The organism is Cohnella boryungensis, assembly GCF_042651945.1.
In the GTDB taxonomy this organism is placed as follows: domain Bacteria; phylum Bacillota; class Bacilli; order Paenibacillales; family Paenibacillaceae; genus Cohnella; species Cohnella boryungensis.
In genome coordinates this window covers 1-16876 of the sequence record NZ_JBHSED010000071.1, presented here as the reverse complement: position 1 = coordinate 16876, position 16876 = coordinate 1, and the positions used below count along the sequence as shown (strand labels likewise).

At 56.9% G+C, this 16876-nt stretch carries 20 protein-coding genes; 9 read left to right on the top strand and 11 right to left on the bottom strand.

What is annotated here, in order from left to right; all coding sequences use genetic code 11:
* Positions 1–68: 68 nt before the first annotated feature.
* Positions 69–317 (bottom strand): hypothetical protein, encoded by a 249-nt coding sequence (locus tag ACFO1S_RS26840; protein WP_204604509.1) that lies wholly within the window; start codon positions 315–317, stop codon positions 69–71.
* A gap of 246 nt (positions 318–563) precedes the next feature.
* Positions 564–1760, bottom strand: a complete 1197-nt coding sequence (gene fabV, locus ACFO1S_RS26835) for an enoyl-ACP reductase FabV (RefSeq protein WP_204604508.1) — start codon at positions 1758–1760, stop codon at positions 564–566.
* Between the two features lie 295 nt (positions 1761–2055).
* Between fabV and ACFO1S_RS26830 the strand changes: the two genes are divergently transcribed.
* From ACFO1S_RS26830 to ACFO1S_RS26820, 3 genes are all read left to right on the top strand, one after another.
* The gene (locus ACFO1S_RS26830; RefSeq protein WP_204604507.1) at positions 2056–2682 is read left to right on the top strand and encodes a M15 family metallopeptidase; all 627 of its coding nucleotides are present in this window, start codon (positions 2056–2058) and stop codon (positions 2680–2682) included.
* A gap of 101 nt (positions 2683–2783) precedes the next feature.
* Positions 2784–3131: a DUF4190 domain-containing protein gene (locus ACFO1S_RS26825; protein ID WP_204604506.1), complete on the top strand. Its 348-nt coding sequence runs from the start codon at positions 2784–2786 to the stop codon at positions 3129–3131.
* 156 nt (positions 3132–3287) lie between these two features.
* The gene (locus tag ACFO1S_RS26820) at positions 3288–4361 is read left to right on the top strand and encodes a hypothetical protein (RefSeq protein ID WP_204604505.1); all 1074 of its coding nucleotides are present in this window, start codon (positions 3288–3290) and stop codon (positions 4359–4361) included.
* Positions 4362–4431: 70 nt separating this feature from the next.
* Here ACFO1S_RS26820 and ACFO1S_RS26815 read toward each other — a convergent pair whose 3' ends face one another.
* Entirely contained in the window at positions 4432–5202 is a 771-nt protein-coding gene (locus tag ACFO1S_RS26815; protein ID WP_204604504.1) for a 3'-5' exonuclease, read from the bottom strand.
* Positions 5203–5437: 235 nt separating this feature from the next.
* On the opposite strand from ACFO1S_RS26815, the gene ACFO1S_RS26810 reads away from it, so the two are divergent.
* Together ACFO1S_RS26810 and ACFO1S_RS26805 are read left to right on the top strand one after the other, a co-directional pair.
* Positions 5438–6010 (top strand): 5' nucleotidase, NT5C type, encoded by a 573-nt coding sequence (locus ACFO1S_RS26810; RefSeq protein WP_204604503.1) that lies wholly within the window; start codon positions 5438–5440, stop codon positions 6008–6010.
* A 31-nt stretch (positions 6011–6041) separates the two neighbouring features.
* Entirely contained in the window at positions 6042–6467 is a 426-nt protein-coding gene (locus ACFO1S_RS26805) for a DUF6157 family protein (RefSeq protein ID WP_204604502.1), read from the top strand.
* A gap of 56 nt (positions 6468–6523) precedes the next feature.
* On the opposite strand, the gene ACFO1S_RS26800 is transcribed toward ACFO1S_RS26805, so the two are convergent.
* The 4 genes from ACFO1S_RS26800 to ACFO1S_RS26785 form a co-directional block, all read right to left on the bottom strand.
* Positions 6524–7192 carry a hypothetical protein gene (locus ACFO1S_RS26800; RefSeq protein WP_204604501.1) on the bottom strand — a complete coding sequence of 223 codons (669 nt, stop codon included), beginning with the start codon at positions 7190–7192 and terminating at the stop codon, positions 6524–6526.
* A 22-nt stretch (positions 7193–7214) separates the two neighbouring features.
* Positions 7215–7991, bottom strand: a complete 777-nt coding sequence (locus ACFO1S_RS26795; RefSeq protein WP_378127902.1) for a hypothetical protein — start codon at positions 7989–7991, stop codon at positions 7215–7217.
* Positions 7992–8192: 201 nt separating this feature from the next.
* Positions 8193–8624, bottom strand: coding sequence for a universal stress protein (locus tag ACFO1S_RS26790; protein WP_204604499.1), 432 nt, complete (start codon positions 8622–8624; stop codon positions 8193–8195).
* Entirely contained in the window at positions 8614–8766 is a 153-nt protein-coding gene (locus ACFO1S_RS26785) for a hypothetical protein (RefSeq protein WP_204604498.1), read from the bottom strand. The genes ACFO1S_RS26790 and ACFO1S_RS26785 overlap by 11 nt, the downstream gene beginning before the upstream one ends.
* A 75-nt stretch (positions 8767–8841) precedes the next feature.
* Here ACFO1S_RS26785 and ACFO1S_RS26780 point away from each other — a divergent pair, with 75 nt between their 5' ends.
* Together ACFO1S_RS26780 and ACFO1S_RS26775 are read left to right on the top strand one after the other, a co-directional pair.
* Positions 8842–9348, top strand: coding sequence for a DUF1648 domain-containing protein (locus ACFO1S_RS26780; RefSeq protein ID WP_204604497.1), 507 nt, complete (start codon positions 8842–8844; stop codon positions 9346–9348).
* A gap of 69 nt (positions 9349–9417) precedes the next feature.
* On the top strand, positions 9418–11340 hold the full coding sequence (locus ACFO1S_RS26775) for an ABC-F family ATP-binding cassette domain-containing protein (RefSeq protein WP_204604496.1): 1923 nt from the start codon (positions 9418–9420) through the stop codon (positions 11338–11340).
* Positions 11341–11411: 71 nt separating this feature from the next.
* On the opposite strand, the gene ACFO1S_RS26770 is transcribed toward ACFO1S_RS26775, so the two are convergent.
* The 4 genes from ACFO1S_RS26770 to ACFO1S_RS26755 all read right to left on the bottom strand — a co-directional run bounded on the left by ACFO1S_RS26770 (position 11412) and on the right by ACFO1S_RS26755 (position 15276).
* A complete protein-coding gene (locus ACFO1S_RS26770; RefSeq protein ID WP_204604495.1) occupies positions 11412–11777 on the bottom strand; it encodes an antibiotic biosynthesis monooxygenase in 366 nt (121 codons plus the stop codon).
* An 89-nt stretch (positions 11778–11866) separates the two neighbouring features.
* Entirely contained in the window at positions 11867–12829 is a 963-nt protein-coding gene (locus tag ACFO1S_RS26765) for a 2,3-diaminopropionate biosynthesis protein SbnB (RefSeq protein WP_204604494.1), read from the bottom strand.
* Between the two features lie 61 nt (positions 12830–12890).
* Positions 12891–14018 carry a 2,3-diaminopropionate biosynthesis protein SbnA gene (gene sbnA / locus ACFO1S_RS26760; RefSeq protein ID WP_378127899.1) on the bottom strand — a complete coding sequence of 376 codons (1128 nt, stop codon included), beginning with the start codon at positions 14016–14018 and terminating at the stop codon, positions 12891–12893.
* A 13-nt stretch (positions 14019–14031) separates the two neighbouring features.
* On the bottom strand, positions 14032–15276 hold the full coding sequence (locus tag ACFO1S_RS26755) for a phenylacetate--CoA ligase family protein (RefSeq protein WP_204604493.1): 1245 nt from the start codon (positions 15274–15276) through the stop codon (positions 14032–14034).
* A 172-nt stretch (positions 15277–15448) separates the two neighbouring features.
* Here ACFO1S_RS26755 and ACFO1S_RS26750 point away from each other — a divergent pair, with 172 nt between their 5' ends.
* Positions 15449–16234: a YheC/YheD family protein gene (locus ACFO1S_RS26750; protein ID WP_204604492.1), complete on the top strand. Its 786-nt coding sequence runs from the start codon at positions 15449–15451 to the stop codon at positions 16232–16234.
* A 122-nt stretch (positions 16235–16356) separates the two neighbouring features.
* Positions 16357–16716, top strand: coding sequence for a TFIIB-type zinc ribbon-containing protein (locus ACFO1S_RS26745; protein WP_204604491.1), 360 nt, complete (start codon positions 16357–16359; stop codon positions 16714–16716).
* The last annotated feature ends 160 nt before the right edge of the window (positions 16717–16876 follow it).

Sequence of the window (16876 nt, the reverse complement as noted above, 5' to 3'; positions counted from 1 at the left end):
GTACGCGAAGAGGCAGCGCCGTCGAGGACGGCGCTGCCTCTTGTCTGTCGATAAGTCGCTTCCCAAGCTTAGGGACATTCGCTTGCGCTTGCGGGCAGGAAGCGGAACCATTTCAAATCGAATTCGCTGCCCGGCAGGAATACGAAGGTAACGGTCTGAGGACCGGAGATACGCTCCAACGCGAATTCCCGTTCGCAGTACCCCTCGGAACGGGTGAACTCCACCAGCTGTCTCGACTCTCCCTCCGGCCCGCTGAACAACAGGTGAATCGTATTCCGGTCCAGTGGGGAATGCCCGCAGAGGATGATTGGGCGCATTGGAGCAGACCCGCACGTCAATGAGCTGATTGCCCGAGAAATCCCAGTAGGGAAAGAGGTGGATCATCGGCTTTATCCGATAAACCGTCCATTCCGCCTGCGGAAGCGACCGCTACGCGGATATGGCGAATGACGTCTTTAACAAAACGAAGGGCACGCTCGGTTATTAAGCTTTGAACGGACATAGTCCCGGCAGCCGCACGAAAACATGCGGAACACCGGGACTTTGTCGCGTCTTGCGCTTGATTAGCTTAGATTAGGGATGCTGACATTCGGTTCGACTTCGGCTTCATAATCAATGCCGTCGGTCTCGAAGCCGAAGAGCTGGAAAAATTCGCGGCGATACCCGATCAGGTCGGTCAGCTCGTAGATGTTGTCCGTGGTCAGGGCGTTCCAGATCTCCGCAACCTCCCGTTGGACATCGTCGCGCATCTCCCAATCATCGATACGAATGCGGCCTTGCTCGTCTACCGGGACGCCGTCTCTATTTGGAGAATAGAGGCGGTCGGCCAACAGCCGATACATTTGCTCGATGCAGCCCTCATGCAGGCTTTTCTCTTTCATTACCTTGTACAGCGCGGAAATATACAGCGGCACAACCGGTATAGCCGAGCTGGATTGCGTCACGAGCGCCTTGCCGACAGTGACGTAAGCACGTCCTCCGCCGCTGCCGAGCTGCTCGTGCAGACGCTTGGCGGTCGCCTCCAGGTGATCCTTGGCCCGACCGATCGAGCCTTGGCGATAGATGGCTTGCGTGAGCTCCGGTCCGATATAGGAATAAGCGATTGTCGTGGCGTCCGGCGCCAGCACGCCGCCTTCTCTCAGCGCATCGATCCAGAGCTGCCAATCCTCGCCGCCCATGACATCGACGGTACCCTCGATTTCTTCCTCTGTCGCCGGCTCCAGCGTGACCAGGCTTACTTCCCCGTCGTGGAAGTTAACGGTTTTGTTCGTATACGGCTGACCGATCGGCTTGAGCACCGACGTCGAGATTTCTCCTGTGCGCGGATTCGTACGGCGGGCGGTAGCTACGCTGTAAACGACCAGATCGACTTGTCCCAGCTCCCGGCGAATAACCTCCACGGCTTTGGCCTTCGTCTCGTCCGTGAAGGCGTCTCCGGTAACGCTGAACGATTTCAGTCCCGCCTGCTGCGCGGCTTCCTCGAAGGCGGCAGAATTGTACCAGCCTGCGGAAGCGGTTCGTCCGCCGGAACGTTCACCTTGCCGATAGATGCCGACCGTGTTCGCTCCCGCGCCGAAGGCCGCCACGATGCGGGCGGAGAGCCCGTATCCGGCCGATGCTCCGATGACCAGCGCGTTGCGCGGGCCGCGAATGGCCGGCAAGGCTTGAACGTAATCGATTTGCCGCCGAACCTGGGCGGCGCAGCCTTGCGGATGCGCGGTCGTACAGATGAAGCCGCGCGTTCTTGGTTTGATAATCATGATTCGTCGAATCCTCTCTAAACTCAATTGCCGATTTCCTCAGCACTTGCCAAACAGGCCTGCCCTCTATTTTACCGATTTTTCGCAGAAACGGAAACAGCGCGGTCCTTCGCTTCTCGCGAAAGCGCGCATGCAACCGTGACACCGGTGAAAGCTGGGCGCATTTCCCGATAATTTCGCCCAGGGGCCAAAGCTTAAGAGAAAATTAAGGATAACGCTGCGGCGGATTGGTTACTCTAGTAGAAGAGAATAGTAGTTTTGAGAAATGTAGAGGAAGGCAGAGGTTAATCAGACTATGTATACGAATGTAAATACGAATACAGCGAATCAGGAGGCAGCCGCACTGCGGGCAAGGCGCGATTCCCGAGGCGGCAAACGCGGCAGGCGGTTCTTGTTGGCCCTCTTAGCGATTGCCGTCGTTTACCTGCTTGCGAACAGGGAGGCGCTGGAGCGGCTGCTGCCGATAGAGTGGTTTCGCGAGGCAGCGCCCGTGACCGGTCTTCACCCGACGGTTGCCGAGAAGAGAGACCAGTTGATCGCCCAGAGTCGAAAGCTCGGCATTGATGTGCTTATAACCGATGATTTCCGCAGCTCGGAGGAGCAGGATGCCTTGTACCGCCAAGGTCGAAGCAAGGAAGGTCCCATTGTCACGCAGGTAAAGGGCGGGGGCTCCTATCACAACTATGGGCTGGCGATTGACTTCGCATTGAGAACCTCGGACGGCGACGTGCTTTGGGATATCGAGTATGATGGGAACGGCAACGGGAAAGCCGACTGGATGGAGGTGGTCTCTTTGGCGAAGAAGCTCGGATTTACGTGGGGCGGAGATTGGGAGGGGTTCCCCGATTACCCTCACCTGCAGATGGACTTCGGCTACTCCATCGGCGAGCTTCAACGGGGGTGGAGACCTTCCGTGCCTTAAATTTTGTCCCTTACACGAGCCGTTCTTCGTTAAAAATGGGTGATCTTCCTAGTCAATATCGAGTATAATGGATATATTCATATGAATAGGGAGGCTCTTCCTTGGATTATCAACAACATAATTCCCAGCAATACGGAGGTTACCCTTCGGTACCGCCCCCGCCTTCTCCCCCAATAACGCCTAAGACGAACGGCAAGTCCATCGCTTCCTTGGTGTTAGGGATCTTGGCTCTCATCATTCCTTACGTAGGTTTTTTGATTGGGATTATCGCCATCGTATTTGCGTCGATCTCCTTTAAGGAAATTAAAAGGAATCAGGAGCAAGGGAGAGGACTCGCGGTTGCGGGACTTGTGTGCGGAATTGTCGCTACGGCTATCTATGCTGTTATCATTCTGATTGCCCTGCTCGCGTTCTTTGCTTTTATGAACATGGACTACAGTACATTCTAGTCTCGTAAGTCCCGATGGAAGGGGCTTTCCGCGAATGCGGACAATCGATGAAACAAGCTTCCCTGAAGAGGGGCTTATTGCTTAGAAGGGTTGAACAGATGGGACTGTTCAACCCTTCTGGCATTTAATAGAGGTTTGACTTTAGGAGGAGAATCTATGACCGCGACAAGGCTTCAACGGATCACCTACGGATTCATAGCGGCAGCGACGCTGATCGCGCTTGCGGACGTAACGGCTTTGCGCTTGTTGTCGCTGAGTCTGGAGGAGCCTGCGCTTGTTTATGCCGTTATGCTGGATCTCATGCTGGTTCTTCCGGTTCTGTACTGGTTTATGGTGCTGCGTCCCAGAGGCAAGTCCATTGGAGGGATTATGGCGTTCCCCCTGCTGGGAGCGGCTGCGGCATGGCTGCTGACGCCGATGTCTCAGCGGGAGCTGGTATGGGGAGCGTCGTGGCCGGTCAAGCTGGCGGTGTTGGCTGCGGAAATCGCTTATATTGCTTATGGGGCGAGACGGATTTACGGGCTGGCTAAGGATTATCGTACTGCCGCGAGAACAGAGGCGGATACGATGGAAGCGTGGCGCTCGGCGATCCACAGCAGATTTGCGGGGTCCAAGCTGGCTCCTCTTCTGCTGCATGAAAGCAGCATGATCTATTATTTGCTGCTGTCCTGGAGACAAAAAAAGCCCGCAGCCCGCAGTGAGGCGGAACGGACGTTTACCTATCATAAGAAGACGAATCAGACGCTGTACTCGGCCATTCTGACCAAAATCATTCTGATTGAAGGCGTTTGTGTTCATCTGCTGGTATCGCAATGGTCCCATTGGGCGGCATGGCTTCTTACGATAGCGGATGTATGGCTATTGGCCCTGATCTGGTCCGATTGCCGCGCCTCCGCGCTGCAGCCGGTCAAGCTGAAGGAGGATAGCTTGAGATTACGCTACGGCTTGAGAATTCAAGGCGATATTCCGTTGGCATCGATAGCCGCCGTCTCAAGCTCTCGCGAATTCCAGCTTGACCCGAAGGAGATGAAACATGCGGCGGGGCCGATCTTCGGCGCTCCGAACGTAAAGATCGAGCTGAAGGAGCGCATGAAGGTAGAGGGTCTTCTGTTTCAATCGACCCAGGTAGACACGATCTATCTTCTGTTGGATGAGCCCGAGGCTTTCGTACAGGAGCTGGGGCTTGGAGAGAGCTCTCCGGGCGTCCTTTCGAGCCGAGAGGACGAATAAATCGTTTTGCGAATGTGTCCACCAATTGTCCGTATCTGATGAAGGAAGTCCGCTCTTCGGCGGACTTCCTTCATGCATTTGACTTGGCCTGGGCGGCCTTTTCGATCTCCGAATGAAAGTACTCCTGCAGTTCTTTGGCTTTGCGCGGGTCGGTCAAGGGGATTTTCTCCGCCAGATAGCTTTCGACGAACGACTCCCAGGTTTGCAGCTTCTTCTGAGCCATCATCGAACGAACCGCGTTTTTGATCATTCTGCGTTCCTTCGAATTGGAGTATTGGTCTTTGTATTGCTGCTTGTAATCAAAATCCAACTCGGCGAAGACCGCCCGGAACACCTCGGAGGTCATTCTCGCATCGTCGAGCGCCCGATGAGCAGAGCCTTCAGCCGCAAGGTTCAGATCGAGCAGAGCCGCCTCCACACTCACATCGTTGGTGACTTTCTTGTAGCGCAGGTAGCCCTTCAAGAGGTCGAAATAATGAATCCCCATCCAGAAAGCGTCGTTCAGCTTGTGCATCCGCGTGTCGAACACGATTCGTTTCATGTCCTCCCCTCCCCAGGTCACCAGGAGGCAGTTCTCGCTGCGCCCAAGCCACTCCTCGAATTCGGCAATCACCCTCGGAAAGCCCGGAGCGATGTCGATTTCTTCTTGCGGAATGCCCGTCTTTTTTTTGATGAAGCTGTTCAGCTTGGAGAAATAGACCGGTTTGATCAGGGACGAGAATTCGTCCTTAAGTCGGAGCGAGGAATCGAGCCTGACGGCCCCGATCTCGATGACCTCCATAGGAAGCTCGCTGGCGAACTTTCTTCCGTTAAACTCAATATCCAGAATAATATAGTCCAACTTTTTACCTCCGCTCTTTCGCACGTAATCTCCATTTTATCAAAAATCAGGCCGCAACGCTTGCATGGCCCTTCAGGGCTCATGGAAGGGATTTCGGATGCGGAGTTGGAACGGAGCGGCTGGCGGTCGCGCGGGGCTGGATTCGCTTGCATCATTGGTTTTCCCGGTTGAAATGTTATAATTCAGGATAGGAAGCGCTTTACGGCGCAAAAAGACAGAGGGAGCCGATGCGCAGATGAAACTGGGGTTCGACATCGACGATACTTTGCTGAATTTAAGGGAGCAGGCTTTCCGAATTTATAATGCCAAGCTGAACCGGCAGGTGGATATAGAAGCTTTTCATGCGTTGACCTGCATTTCGGTTCACGAGCCCTTCGGCCTGACGAGCGAAGAGGGCCGGGCGATGTGGGACCGCCACCGGGACGAGATCTACGATACGGCGGCCCCCTTCGCGAATGCGGTCGAGGTTCTGCGGGAGCTGGACCGCCGCGGTCACGAGGTGTACTACATTACGGCCAGAACCGCTCAATATTGCGAGCGGACGAGGCGGTCGATCGCCGAGATCGGATTTCCCGTTAGGGAAGGACGCTTCTTCTGCGGCATGGGAGATTTGGAGAAAGTGCACATTATCAAAAAGCTCGGCCTGGATTATTACTTCGACGATAAGCCGAAGGTTCTGGATACGCTTGGAGAGCTTGAACTGGCGGTGTACGTGAAGGACAACTCTTATAACCGGGAGCTGAATATGCCTCGGATCGTAGACTGGAACGAACTGCTCCAGTTGGTGGACGAAGACGAGCGGATGTAGCGATTCTTTAATGCGAGAGGGGGCGTAAACCGTGGAATGGAATTATTACAATACGTTCATTACCGTATCGGGAGACTGTCCGACCGAGAGAGGATTGATCCCGCCGGAGAAGAAGAACGGGAAGTCGAAGCCGAGAATCGAATATGAGATGGTGCATAACCAGCCCTACACGTTCACGCAGAAGGAATTGATGTTCCAGACTCACGTGCTGCATAAGGGGATCTCCGAGGAGGAGCTGGCGCTTCGCGGGACAGAGATTCGCAGCGCGTTCTTCTCCAAGCCGATGGCGTGTATGCGCGCGTCCATGCTGCCCAAGAAATACGGGTGGGGGCTGCACTTCAACGAGGAAGGCAAGGTTGCGCTGGTTGCGCGGGAGTCGGAGGCGTATGACCGCTTTGCCGGCGGAGAGGATGCCCGGTTGAAGGTGCTGGCGGGAATGAGGAACAGCCGCAAATAGCGTCGGCCGTTCCCTATGCGCAAGAGAAGCCATAGCCAGGGGCCGTGCGCGTGCGGCTATCCTTGTAGAGGAGAGCCGGTGTTGCTCCCAAGCCTGTCGTCGGCCCATTCCTCGGCTTCCGGATCGGGGACCGGGGAATAGGCGCTTCTCAGAGATGCGGTCTTCACGCTCCTCGACACGAGCAGGCAGAGAGTCAGGAATACGACATACAGAAGGATGCTCAGCCCCCCGGCCACGAGCAGCCCGGCGACGGTAGGATCGTTCTGGTTCCCTGCCAAGCGATTCGTCAGGTTCGAGGCGATCAGCAGAATGATCAAGGGACCGGCCAGGCCCCGGATTTGGCTTCCCGCCCGCGAGGTGGAGGGCTGACCCTGAAAGGCATGGCCGATTCGGCTGTATACCGAAGGGATGCCGTAAAAACTGAAGAAAGGGATCAGGTTGCAGGCGAGCGCCATGCCGGGAGAGCGCAGGTAGAGGGGGAACAGCCGGTTCAAATCCATATGTACGCGATAAATCCAGATCAGGTAGAGGACGAGTACGATATAGTACAGAACGTTCGCGAAAATTTGGATGAAATTGTCCACAGAGTAAACGTAGTTCACATAGAAAGCTTCGTTTAAGCTGTAGGCCAGCGTTCCCAGCCAGCTTAATGAAGCCAGAGTCACCAGCGAGATGAGCAAAATTTTGAGCACGCCCGATAGAACCTCGGAGTACAGCTTCGGCATTGTCGCTTTTTCCTTTCCAGCGTTAATTTAAATTTCTTAGAAAATCCAGGGCCTCTTCCAACGAATCCACAGGTATGAGCTTGAGGCTCAAGCCTAACTCCTTAACCGCAAGTTGAGCTTCCTCCTCATTGCTTATGCCTTCATAGTAGAATCGGTCCCGATCTCCGGGAATCAAAAAATAATCGGCGCCGTATTGCTCGGCGGTCTGAAGCTTTTCTCGGATGGCGCCTACCGAGCCGACCGTATGGTCAGCTTCCATCGTTCCGGTTCCCGAGATGACATACCGTCCTCCACCGGATAAATCCTCTTGCCGGGCTTCTTCGACCAGGCCGATGGCCAGCATAAGCCCCAACGAATCCCCGTAGTAATCCTCAGCTTCGGCAATCAGCTCGGCGAGACGCATATCCGTCTGCGTTTCTTCGTGCGGCTCAGCCGCAAGCTCATCGGCGTTGACGAGCGCGTTGCGAATGGTCTCGTCTCTCAGCAGGGCGCCAAGTTCCTTGGTGTCTTCAAGCTCATCCAGCGAAGAGCGGTCGATAGCGGTGAACTGCGTACCGGGATAAGCCCGCTGAACGCTCCAGCGTTCGTACAGGTTCCGGGTCACTCCTTCCCTGACATAACAGAACCGAACGGAGCCGTTCACGCCCAGTTCCTGCACCGAGACGATCTCTCCGGGAGCATAGAAGGAGTAATAACGGGGGAGAAAGCAGAAGGTTGCGACGCCTGCAGGGATAAGCAGGAGCAGCGCGGCAATGAGCAGATCGGGACGAATCCTTCGTCTGGCTGTAGATGCGATCAATAGTATCCAATCCAATCCTCGGAATAATTTCTTCATACTACCATTCGACGAACTCCGCTATTTTCCTTCAATGCGTTTTATTGGATGGATTGGATATTGAACCTGCAGCCGGAGTCTGCCTCTTTGCTTCGAAAAAAGTCCCCCTGACCTTGATCGTCAGAGGGACTTCGGGAGCTGTATGGGATGGAGCCTATGGAGCGGCTACCTCATAACCATTACGGGAATGCGCGAATGCAGGATGACGTTATGACTCACGCTGCCGACCATGAATTCCTTGAAGGAGCTTAAGCCGCGGCTGCCCATCACGATGAGATCGCAATCGCTGTTGTCGGCATAGTCCAGAATCGCTTCCGCAGGCGAGCCAGTCAGCACAACGATAATCGCGCGGGGCGTATCCCCGGTCAGGGATTTGACCTTCTCGATTAGCGCGTCCCCTTGATGCTTGATCTGCTCCTGATAAAAGTCGGGCTGAACGAAGGTCACATCCGCAATGGTGACCGGCTGCAGATTAATGACGTGGGCTACGGTGAGCTTCGTATCGGGCTCGCGCGCTGCGATTTGCTTCGCCTTGTCCAGCGCCTTGGCGGATGGTTCAGATCCGTCGTATGCCACGAGAATATGATTAAAAAGCATGAAACCCCTCCTTGTCGGTTGTCGTAATGATCAATAACCCGATCCGGGCGTCTGCTAAACCGGAAGCGGCTCCGTTTGGCACCGCGAGACAGCCCTCTTGCCGCATCTGCAGAATATTGTGCATCCAAGACGGTTTTTCCATTCGTTGACATGCCCTTCATCGGAGATTTTGGTATAGTTAATCAAAATAAGCCAGTAACAGAAGGGAGCGGAAGCATTGCCGACAAACGCCGACAAACCAAAGCTTAACCTTCCCGTTACCGTTCATGAACGGTTGCTGAATACGCTGACCTTCCTGACGATTGCGTGCGGGATTGTCTATCTGCTGATGCAGTGGTCGAGCTTGCCGGATCGGATTCCGATTCATTTCAACGGCAAGGGCGAGGCTGACGGGTGGGGGAGCAAATGGACGTTGACCGCTCTTCCGCTGATCGGCGTCGTTCTGTGCGCAGGTATGGCGCTGCTCAGCCGATATCCCCATCACTATAATTATCCGGTGCGGATTACTATGGAGAATGCGGCAAGACAGTATTTGCTTTCGCGCAAAATGCTGGCCTGGGTGAATCTGGCGCTTGCAGTGACGTTCGTCTGGATAGAATGGCAAACCGTAGATTCCGCTAATGGGGGAAGCGCCTCTTTGGGCTGGGCGTTTGTACTTTTTCTTATGGCGGTCATCTTTGGAATAATGGGCATCTATCTGGTCCGGGCTTCCAAGCTGAAGTAAAGGCTTCGCGCAATATGGTATGATACGGAGAGCGGGTCCGTATTCTGGCGATAAAGTGGGTAGATACAAGTGCATTTGTTATCTGTTGAAAATATATCGAAAAGCTATAGCGAAAAAGTATTGTTCGACAACGTGACGTTCGGCGTGCAGGCCGGAGACAAGATCGGCATCATCGGCGTCAACGGTACAGGGAAGTCGACGCTGCTCAAGGTGATCGCCGGACTGGAGCCTGCCGATTCGGGCAAAATCTCTGTCGGCCGTTCAGTCGTGATGCGCATGCTGGCCCAGGATCCGGTATTCGAGCCGGAGGAGACAGCGCTCGGGCATGTGCTGGGGGGAAATACCCCCCGGCTGCAGGCGGTGCGGGAGCATGCCGAGGTGCTTGAGGCGCTTGCCTTGAATCCCGAGAATGCGGGGCTGCAGGAGCGGCTGATCGCCGCAAACGCGCGTATGGACGAGCTGGATGCATGGCAGCTGGAAAGCGAAGCCAAGACGGCCCTGACGAGGCTGGGCATCCCGAACGTGATGGACAAGGTGGCAACCTTCTCAGGCGGTCAGCGCAAGCGGGTGGCGATGGCGGCGGCGCTGCTTCAACCGTCCGATGTGCTCATTCTGGACGAGCCGACCAACCACATCGACAACGACTCCGTGGCATGGCTTGAGGGCATGCTGCAAAAGCGCAAAGGCGCGTTGATCATGATTACGCATGACCGTTATTTCCTGGATCGGGTCAGCAATCGGGTGATCGAGCTGGATCGGGGGACGGCATTTTTCTATGAAGCGAATTACAGCCGGTTTCTGGAGCTGAAGCTGGAGAGAGAGGAACGCGAGGCGGCCTCCGAGGCGAAGCGCCAAAATCTGCTGCGCAACGAGCTGGCCTGGATTCGTCGGGGCGCTCAGGCGCGTTCCACGAAGCAGAAGGCGCGGATCGACCGATTCGAAGCGCTGAAGGAGCAGGGACCGAAAGCGTCGTCAGGCAAGCTGGACATGGCGGTTGCTTCGACGAGGCTGGGCAGGAAGATTATCGAGATCGAGCATCTGTCGAAGAAGCTCGGGGGTCGCGCGTTGATTCGAGACCTGAGCTATATTGCCGTGCCGGAGGATCGGGTCGGCATCGTGGGTCGCAACGGGAGCGGGAAGTCGACGCTGCTGAAGCTGATCGCCGGCAAGCTTGCGCCGGACGGAGGCAGCGTGGAGCTGGGCGCGACAGTGAAGCTCGGCTGGTTCAGCCAGGAGCATGAAGAGATGGACGAGTCGCTGAGGGTAATGGAATACATTCGCGAGGGGGCCGAGCAGGTCAAGACGGCGGACGGCACGACCATCTCCGCCGGGCAGATGCTGGAGCGGTTTTTGTTTGCTCCGGCGGCGCAGTGGTCGGCCATTTCCAAGCTGTCCGGCGGAGAGAAGCGGCGGCTGCAGCTCCTTCGCGTGCTGATGGAGGCGCCCAACGTGCTTCTGCTGGACGAGCCGACCAACGATCTCGATATTGCTACGCTCACGGTGCTGGAGGACTACCTGGACGATTTTCCGGGCGTCGTCATCGTCGTGTCGCATGACCGATATTTTCTGGATCGGACTGTCGAGCGGATTCTGGCGTTCGAGGGAGACGGCGTTGTCACGCAGCACACGGGTAATTACTCCGATTATCAAGCTTATGTGCAGCGGCAAGGAGCGGAACGGCAGGCTTCGCAGCAGCCGGCCAAGACGACGGAGGCGAAAGCGCCGGAGCGCAAGGAACGTCCGTTGCTGAAGATGTCTTACAAGGACCAGAAGGACTTCGAGCAGATTGACGGCTGGATCGCCGAGAAGGAAGAGGCGCTAAGCGCAATCGCGGCCCAGATGGATGCCGCGTCGAGCGATTCGTCTCGCTTGCAGCAGCTGCTGGGAGATCAGCATGCGCTGGAGGCCGAGCTGGATCGCTTATTGGAGCGCTGGACGGAGCTGAACGAGCTCGCGGAGCAGATTGCGGAGAACAAGAATGGAAGAGGATAAACCGACCGGCCCGCATAGCGGGCCGGTTTTGTCGGTCTTAAGGGCCGATTTCGGAGGAATGGCCGTATGCTTTATTGCTGCGGATAGGCGAAAACGACGTCATGAACGCTCAGCTTGGCGCCCAGCATGATTCCTGCGCCCGGCTTAGGTTGTCCGTCATGGCTCGGCGGCTGTTCCGAAGCGCCGCTCTCCGGCTTGGGACGGGAGTGCGCATGCGCTTGCTTGAACGCATCGCTGTTCACCCAGCCGTCGAACGCTTCCCGGCTTTCCCAGGTCGTGCATACTTTGAGCTCGTCGTGCTCTTCCAGCGATTCGGTCAGCAGCTCCATGCGAACGAAGCCCGGCGCATGCTGAACGCCCTTCGGATTCTTGAAGCGCTCGGCAATCTCGGCCACGTGTCCGGATTTGATCTTAATCGTATTGATGGCAACGATCATAACGGTAATCCCCCTTCGATTGTGCTGCAACACAAAGAGTAGTGTAGCAAATTTTCGGTCGAAACCCAAAGGAAGGGGAACGCGCCTGCTTACTCAAGCCGAGTCCCGATGCCCAGCCGCAAGGCTTCCCTCCAGTAATAAGCGGCGATCGCCATGTCGAAGGCCGCCATGCCCATAGGATTGAAGAAGATCGGCCGCTCGGGGTCCAGCGTGTGTAGGGCGTCTTCATGAACAACGCTCCTTAGCGTAAGCGCATCGTTCTCCGCGAGTCCGGCTTCCAGATGCAGCCGCTCGATATCGGTATTTTCCCGGCACACCTCCTGCCAGTTGTCGACGACGGGCTGAACGTCCCGAACGCTTCCCGGCTTATAGTCGCGGAGAGAGACGTTCATCAGAAGCGAACCGGTCAGGGCAGGCTCGTCGATATAGCTTTCGGTCGCCGCTGTACAGGTGAACAGAATGTCGCTGTTGCGAAAAACCTCTTGCCAGGAAGCGCACAGGGTCGCGGAGGAACGGATCTTCTCGTCCAAGCTGTCTTCCTCGATCCCCCGAATGTCGAATAGCCGGATATCCTCCACCGCGTCTCCGAACAGAGCCATTGTCATTTCCAGCTGCCTGCGCCCGATCGGGCCCCAGCCGATCAGCCCGATCCGATACCTTGCTCGCCGTCGCAGACGAAGAAAGGCCTGAAGCATGACGGCGCTCACGGCAGCCGTGCGCAGGCCGTTAAGCAAGCCTCCGTTCAGGATCGCTGCCGGGACTCCGTTCGCGGGGTGATTGAGAACGATAGTGCCGTGCGCCCGCGGCAGGCCATCGGCCAGATTCCCCGGAAAGCTGGCAATCCATTTGATGCCGCAGATAGGCGCATCTCCGCCCACGAAGGCGGGCATGGCGATAATCCGGTTGCCCGGCTTCCCGAAGCGCAAATAAGGCTTCAAGGGCTGGACGACCTCGTCCGAGCCGCTTAAAGCCAGAACTCGTTCAATGCGTTCCGCCAGCAGAGGCCAGGAAATGCCGATCTGCCGGATATCCCGGTCATTCAAATAAATCATCGCTTATCCGCGCTCCCTTTCCCCTTCTCCAATGATGAAGCTCGGCTGTTCGATTGATGGCTTATTGCATGCTTTCGCACCATTCGTCGTCAAAGACGGTGTCCAGATAACGCTCTCCGCGATCGGGCAGAATGGCCGCGCACACCGAGCCGGCCGGGATTTCATCCTGCATCGAATGAATTGCCGCGATTACACCGCCGGAGGAGGCGCCTGCCATAATCGCTTCGGCATGCAACAGCTCGCGGCAGCCGGCGACACAGTCCTGCTCCGACACATAGACGATCCGATCGACGAGCGAGCGGCGGGCAAGAGAGGGAACCATCGCCGCGCCAAGGCCGGGGAATCGGCGCGGGCCTTTGGCGCCCCCGAAGATGACGCTTCCGACCGCATCCACGGCGATGATCCTTGTCGACAGCCCGTCGGCCTTGAGCCGCTCGGCGCAGCCCCGAAGCGTTCCGCATGAGCTGACCCCGCAGAACAAATAATCGATTTGCGGCAGCGCCAGCAGAATCTCCGGCATGGTCGTTTCATAGTGAGCGAGATAGTTATTGGGGTTGCCGTACTGGTTGGTCCAGTAGCAATCCCCGATTTCCTCCCGGAGCTGCTTCACGCGCTTGATTCGCGCGGGCAAGTAATCTCCGCTGTCGGGGTCCGGCTTTTCCACCAGTTCGATCTCCCCGCATAAGGCTCGGATCAGCTTTAGATGAAGCTCCGTCGTGCGGGGATCGACAACGCAAATAAAACGCAGCCCCAGATATCGGCACAGGTGAGCAAGGCTGACGGCCATATTGCCCGAGCTCGATTCGATGACGGTCGTTCGGCGTCCGATTTCCCCCGTCAGAATGCCCTCCCGCAGAATGCGCAAGGCCGGGCGGTCTTTGGCGCTGCCGCCGGGATTAAACATCTCCAGCTTGGCGAAGACGCGAAAGGAGACGTCGGAGAACGCCCGAAGCAAGGGCACGAGAGGGGTGCGGCCGATCGTCCCGCCGATTCCGCTGACGATCTCCAGCGCCGCCCAGCCGTCGCGGCTCTCTTCGGTCTGATTCTCGTCTTCGTCCAGATCTTCCAGCAATAGCTCCAACCCGTTGTCGGCAGCGCTTGTTCTTACTGTTTTCGAATGTTCTCCTCTTCTGTTCGCACTCCTTGGATTGTCCTCGCCCAAGCCGTCACAACGGTTGCCGTCGTCCACCTGCACCGCCCCCTCAGTCGTAAAAAACCTTCTTCTGCTTCATCGACTTGTCCTCCAGGGGAATATCCGCCGGAAGCACCTGAATGGCGTCGAGAAGCCCTCCCCGGATCATCGTTCCGATCTCCGGAATCCGGTCCATCAGCTCGCTTTCGATACGCTCGAAGAGCTCGGAGCTTCCTTGACCGCCATCCACAAGCACGGCCAGCTTGCGCCCGCGCACGCGAATGCTCGCATGGGCTTCGGGCAAGTGCCGGTAGACGACGTCCTCGATATCGTAGACGCTAATCTTCTCGCCATGCTTCAATTCCGGACCGATTCGCCGCACGATGGCTTGGAAGCTTTGCCTCCATACGCCATCGACGCGAATCGGCCGCAGATCGCGCACAATATCGTAGGTGACGTAACGAAGCGCCGGAAACAGCTCGCGAGCGTACGAGGTAAGAACGAGCACGGCTTCCCCATCCTGCAGCGGTTCGGGATCGCCCCCCAGCGCGTGCGCGGGAATGCCTTCCGGCTTGATTCCTTCGACGAACAAGTAACGGCCGTGCTCGTGCGAATAATAAGCGATCGTACCGATTTCAATCGAGCCGTACGTGTCGACGATGTCGCGATCGGTCAGCCCGAGCCGTTCGGCGACGCTTCGTTGCCAGGAAGGAGCGGCGATCTCTCCGACAAGGATGACTCGGCGAATGCCGCAGGAAGCGGCATCCTCGTCCGGCGAGGCCAACAGACGATCCAGAATGGAAGGCATCGTATAGAGCGCCTGCGGACGCAGCGTCTTCAGCCGTTCGAGATGGCGGGCGATGGGCAGCTCGAACGGGATCGAGTCGGCCTTCACGCCGAGGCGGGAGAAAACCTCCATAGCCGTGCTGGCTGCATGCCCTGTTCCCATATCCGAGAGCGCGGTGCGGATATTCGAATCCGCGAGAAGGCGCCGGAACAGATCGGCTTTTATCCGAATATATTTCCGTTCATCCTCCGGGGAATAGTAGATCGTCTTGCGGCGGTTGGCGCTGGTTCCCGAAGTACGGTAGCAGGACACTCGGCCGGCCGTGTTCTCCAGCTCCCCGGAAGGCTCGGAGTAAGGCCGGTCTCGGCCATAGTAGAATCGCTCCAGCAATTCGGATGTCACAAGCGGCAATTGCTCGATCGATCGAATGGCGCTCCTGTCAATTCCGCTCTCCTTCAGGAGCTGTCCGTACCAAGGGAAGAAAGCGACGGCTCGGTCGATCTTGTCGTGCAAGGGCGATGTGCGCAAGGCCTGTTCCTCCCTCGTCCGCCTGAAAGACGGTGATAATTATATATATGTTCGCCGTAGGCTGGCGTTCTTCCGTCCGCTTAGGCTGCCGCCCTGCCTTCTTGCCGGGATTGCCATACCTTATCCTAGACGAACATTGCTCTATCCGAGAGCGAGGAACTGGAGGCAACGAATGGACAATCGCACGGCAGTATCGAGCAAATGGACGAAAACAAAGCTGCTAACCCGATCCGCGTTGTTGAACGCGCATATTCCGCAAACACGGCGCTTGTCGGGGGAGTCCCTGAAGCGAATGCTGCGACGGTACGGGATGGTGTATGTCAAGCCGGACACGGGCTCCTGCGGAGTAGGCGTCATGAAGCTGGAGCAAACCCGGCGGAGATGGATTGTCCACTCGGGAGCGCGGCGCAGAACGTTCCCTGCTTATCGCGCCCTGTTCCAGTGGCTTCGCTCGTCAACGAATGGCAGGCCCTATCTCGCGCAGCGGGGAGTTCGCGTGATTCGCTGGCGGGGAAGGCCGATCGACTTTCGCGTAATGATCCAGAAGGGCGGCAAGACCCGATGGACCGTCACCGGAACGGCAGCGAGAGTCGCTCCTCCCCGCAAGGCCGTCACGAACGGGAGCCAGGGAGGAACCATTTACGGCGCGCGCACGCTGCTGAGGCGGGTTACGGGGACCAAACGGGCGGCGCGGACGCTCGGACAGTTCAAAGCTTTAGCGAGGGCGACCGCCGCTCGATTCTCGCATGCCTATCCCCGAATGCGAGAGCTGGGGCTCGATATTGCCGTAGACAGGGCAGGAAAATGCTGGGTGCTGGAAGTGAATACGCGTCCCGATCCATGTCCGTTTACGAAGCTGTCCGACAAGGCCATGCTGCGGAGAATCGTGCGTTACGCGAGGGGGTACGGAAGATGCTACGATTTGAGGTGCCGCAAGGCGCGAAGAGGGGGCGGATAACGCTCCTTTTGTCCACATAGCCAGGCAGTCCGCGCAAGTCGGACCGTCCACTTTTTCCAGAAACCAAGCCTGAGCTTCCTCGTATTACTGGGAAGGCAAACGATAACTAAGGAGGAATAGGGATGAATTGTCCGGTTTGTGAAGACACGCGCATGCGAGAGGTAGAGAAGAACGGAATTCTCATCGATATCTGCCCGACGTGCAAAGGCGTATGGCTGGATCGCGGAGAATTGGACAAGCTGATGCAGGATGTTCGGGAGGTTCGCCAGGACTACAACGAATGGTACTACGGAGACTCACAGGGCAGACAGGAGGGAGCCCGAACGGCGCAGCCTCAACAGCAGCCTTACCCTCCTTCGCAGCAGCCTTATCCGCCCCAGCACCAGCAATATCCGCAGCACCCGCACGGCCATTCTCCCTACTCGCCGTACAAGAAGAAAAAGAAGAGCGTCATGGACATGTTCGGAGACTTGTTCGATTGATGCGAAGAAGAGCCGCCAGTCCCGGCAGCACGCCGAGGCCACTGAAAAAGTCTTTCAACCAAAAGAAGGTAACGTTCCTCAATTACATTGAGAGAGCAGTACCTTCTTTGCTGTATAATTAAAGTATTACAGCGAAAGGCGTGAAGTCAGTTGTTCCAGC

Excerpts from the sequence above, each read along its gene's own strand:
- ACFO1S_RS26840 (WP_204604509.1), bottom strand. The coding sequence starts at position 317 with ATGCGCCCAATCATCCTCTGCGGGCATTCCCCACTGGACCGGAATACG.
- fabV (WP_204604508.1), bottom strand. The coding sequence starts at position 1,760 with ATGATTATCAAACCAAGAACGCGCGGCTTCATCTGTACGACCGCGCAT.
- ACFO1S_RS26830 (WP_204604507.1), top strand. The coding sequence starts at position 2,056 with ATGTATACGAATGTAAATACGAATACAGCGAATCAGGAGGCAGCCGCA.
- ACFO1S_RS26820 (WP_204604505.1), top strand. The coding sequence starts at position 3,288 with ATGACCGCGACAAGGCTTCAACGGATCACCTACGGATTCATAGCGGCA.
- ACFO1S_RS26810 (WP_204604503.1), top strand. The coding sequence starts at position 5,438 with ATGAAACTGGGGTTCGACATCGACGATACTTTGCTGAATTTAAGGGAG.
- ACFO1S_RS26800 (WP_204604501.1), bottom strand. The coding sequence starts at position 7,192 with ATGCCGAAGCTGTACTCCGAGGTTCTATCGGGCGTGCTCAAAATTTTG.
- ACFO1S_RS26790 (WP_204604499.1), bottom strand. The coding sequence starts at position 8,624 with ATGCTTTTTAATCATATTCTCGTGGCATACGACGGATCTGAACCATCC.
- ACFO1S_RS26785 (WP_204604498.1), bottom strand. The coding sequence starts at position 8,766 with ATGGAAAAACCGTCTTGGATGCACAATATTCTGCAGATGCGGCAAGAG.
- ACFO1S_RS26770 (WP_204604495.1), bottom strand. The coding sequence starts at position 11,777 with ATGATCGTTGCCATCAATACGATTAAGATCAAATCCGGACACGTGGCC.
- ACFO1S_RS26765 (WP_204604494.1), bottom strand. The coding sequence starts at position 12,829 with ATGATTTATTTGAATGACCGGGATATCCGGCAGATCGGCATTTCCTGG.
- ACFO1S_RS26750 (WP_204604492.1), top strand. The coding sequence starts at position 15,449 with ATGGACAATCGCACGGCAGTATCGAGCAAATGGACGAAAACAAAGCTG.
- ACFO1S_RS26745 (WP_204604491.1), top strand. The coding sequence starts at position 16,357 with ATGAATTGTCCGGTTTGTGAAGACACGCGCATGCGAGAGGTAGAGAAG.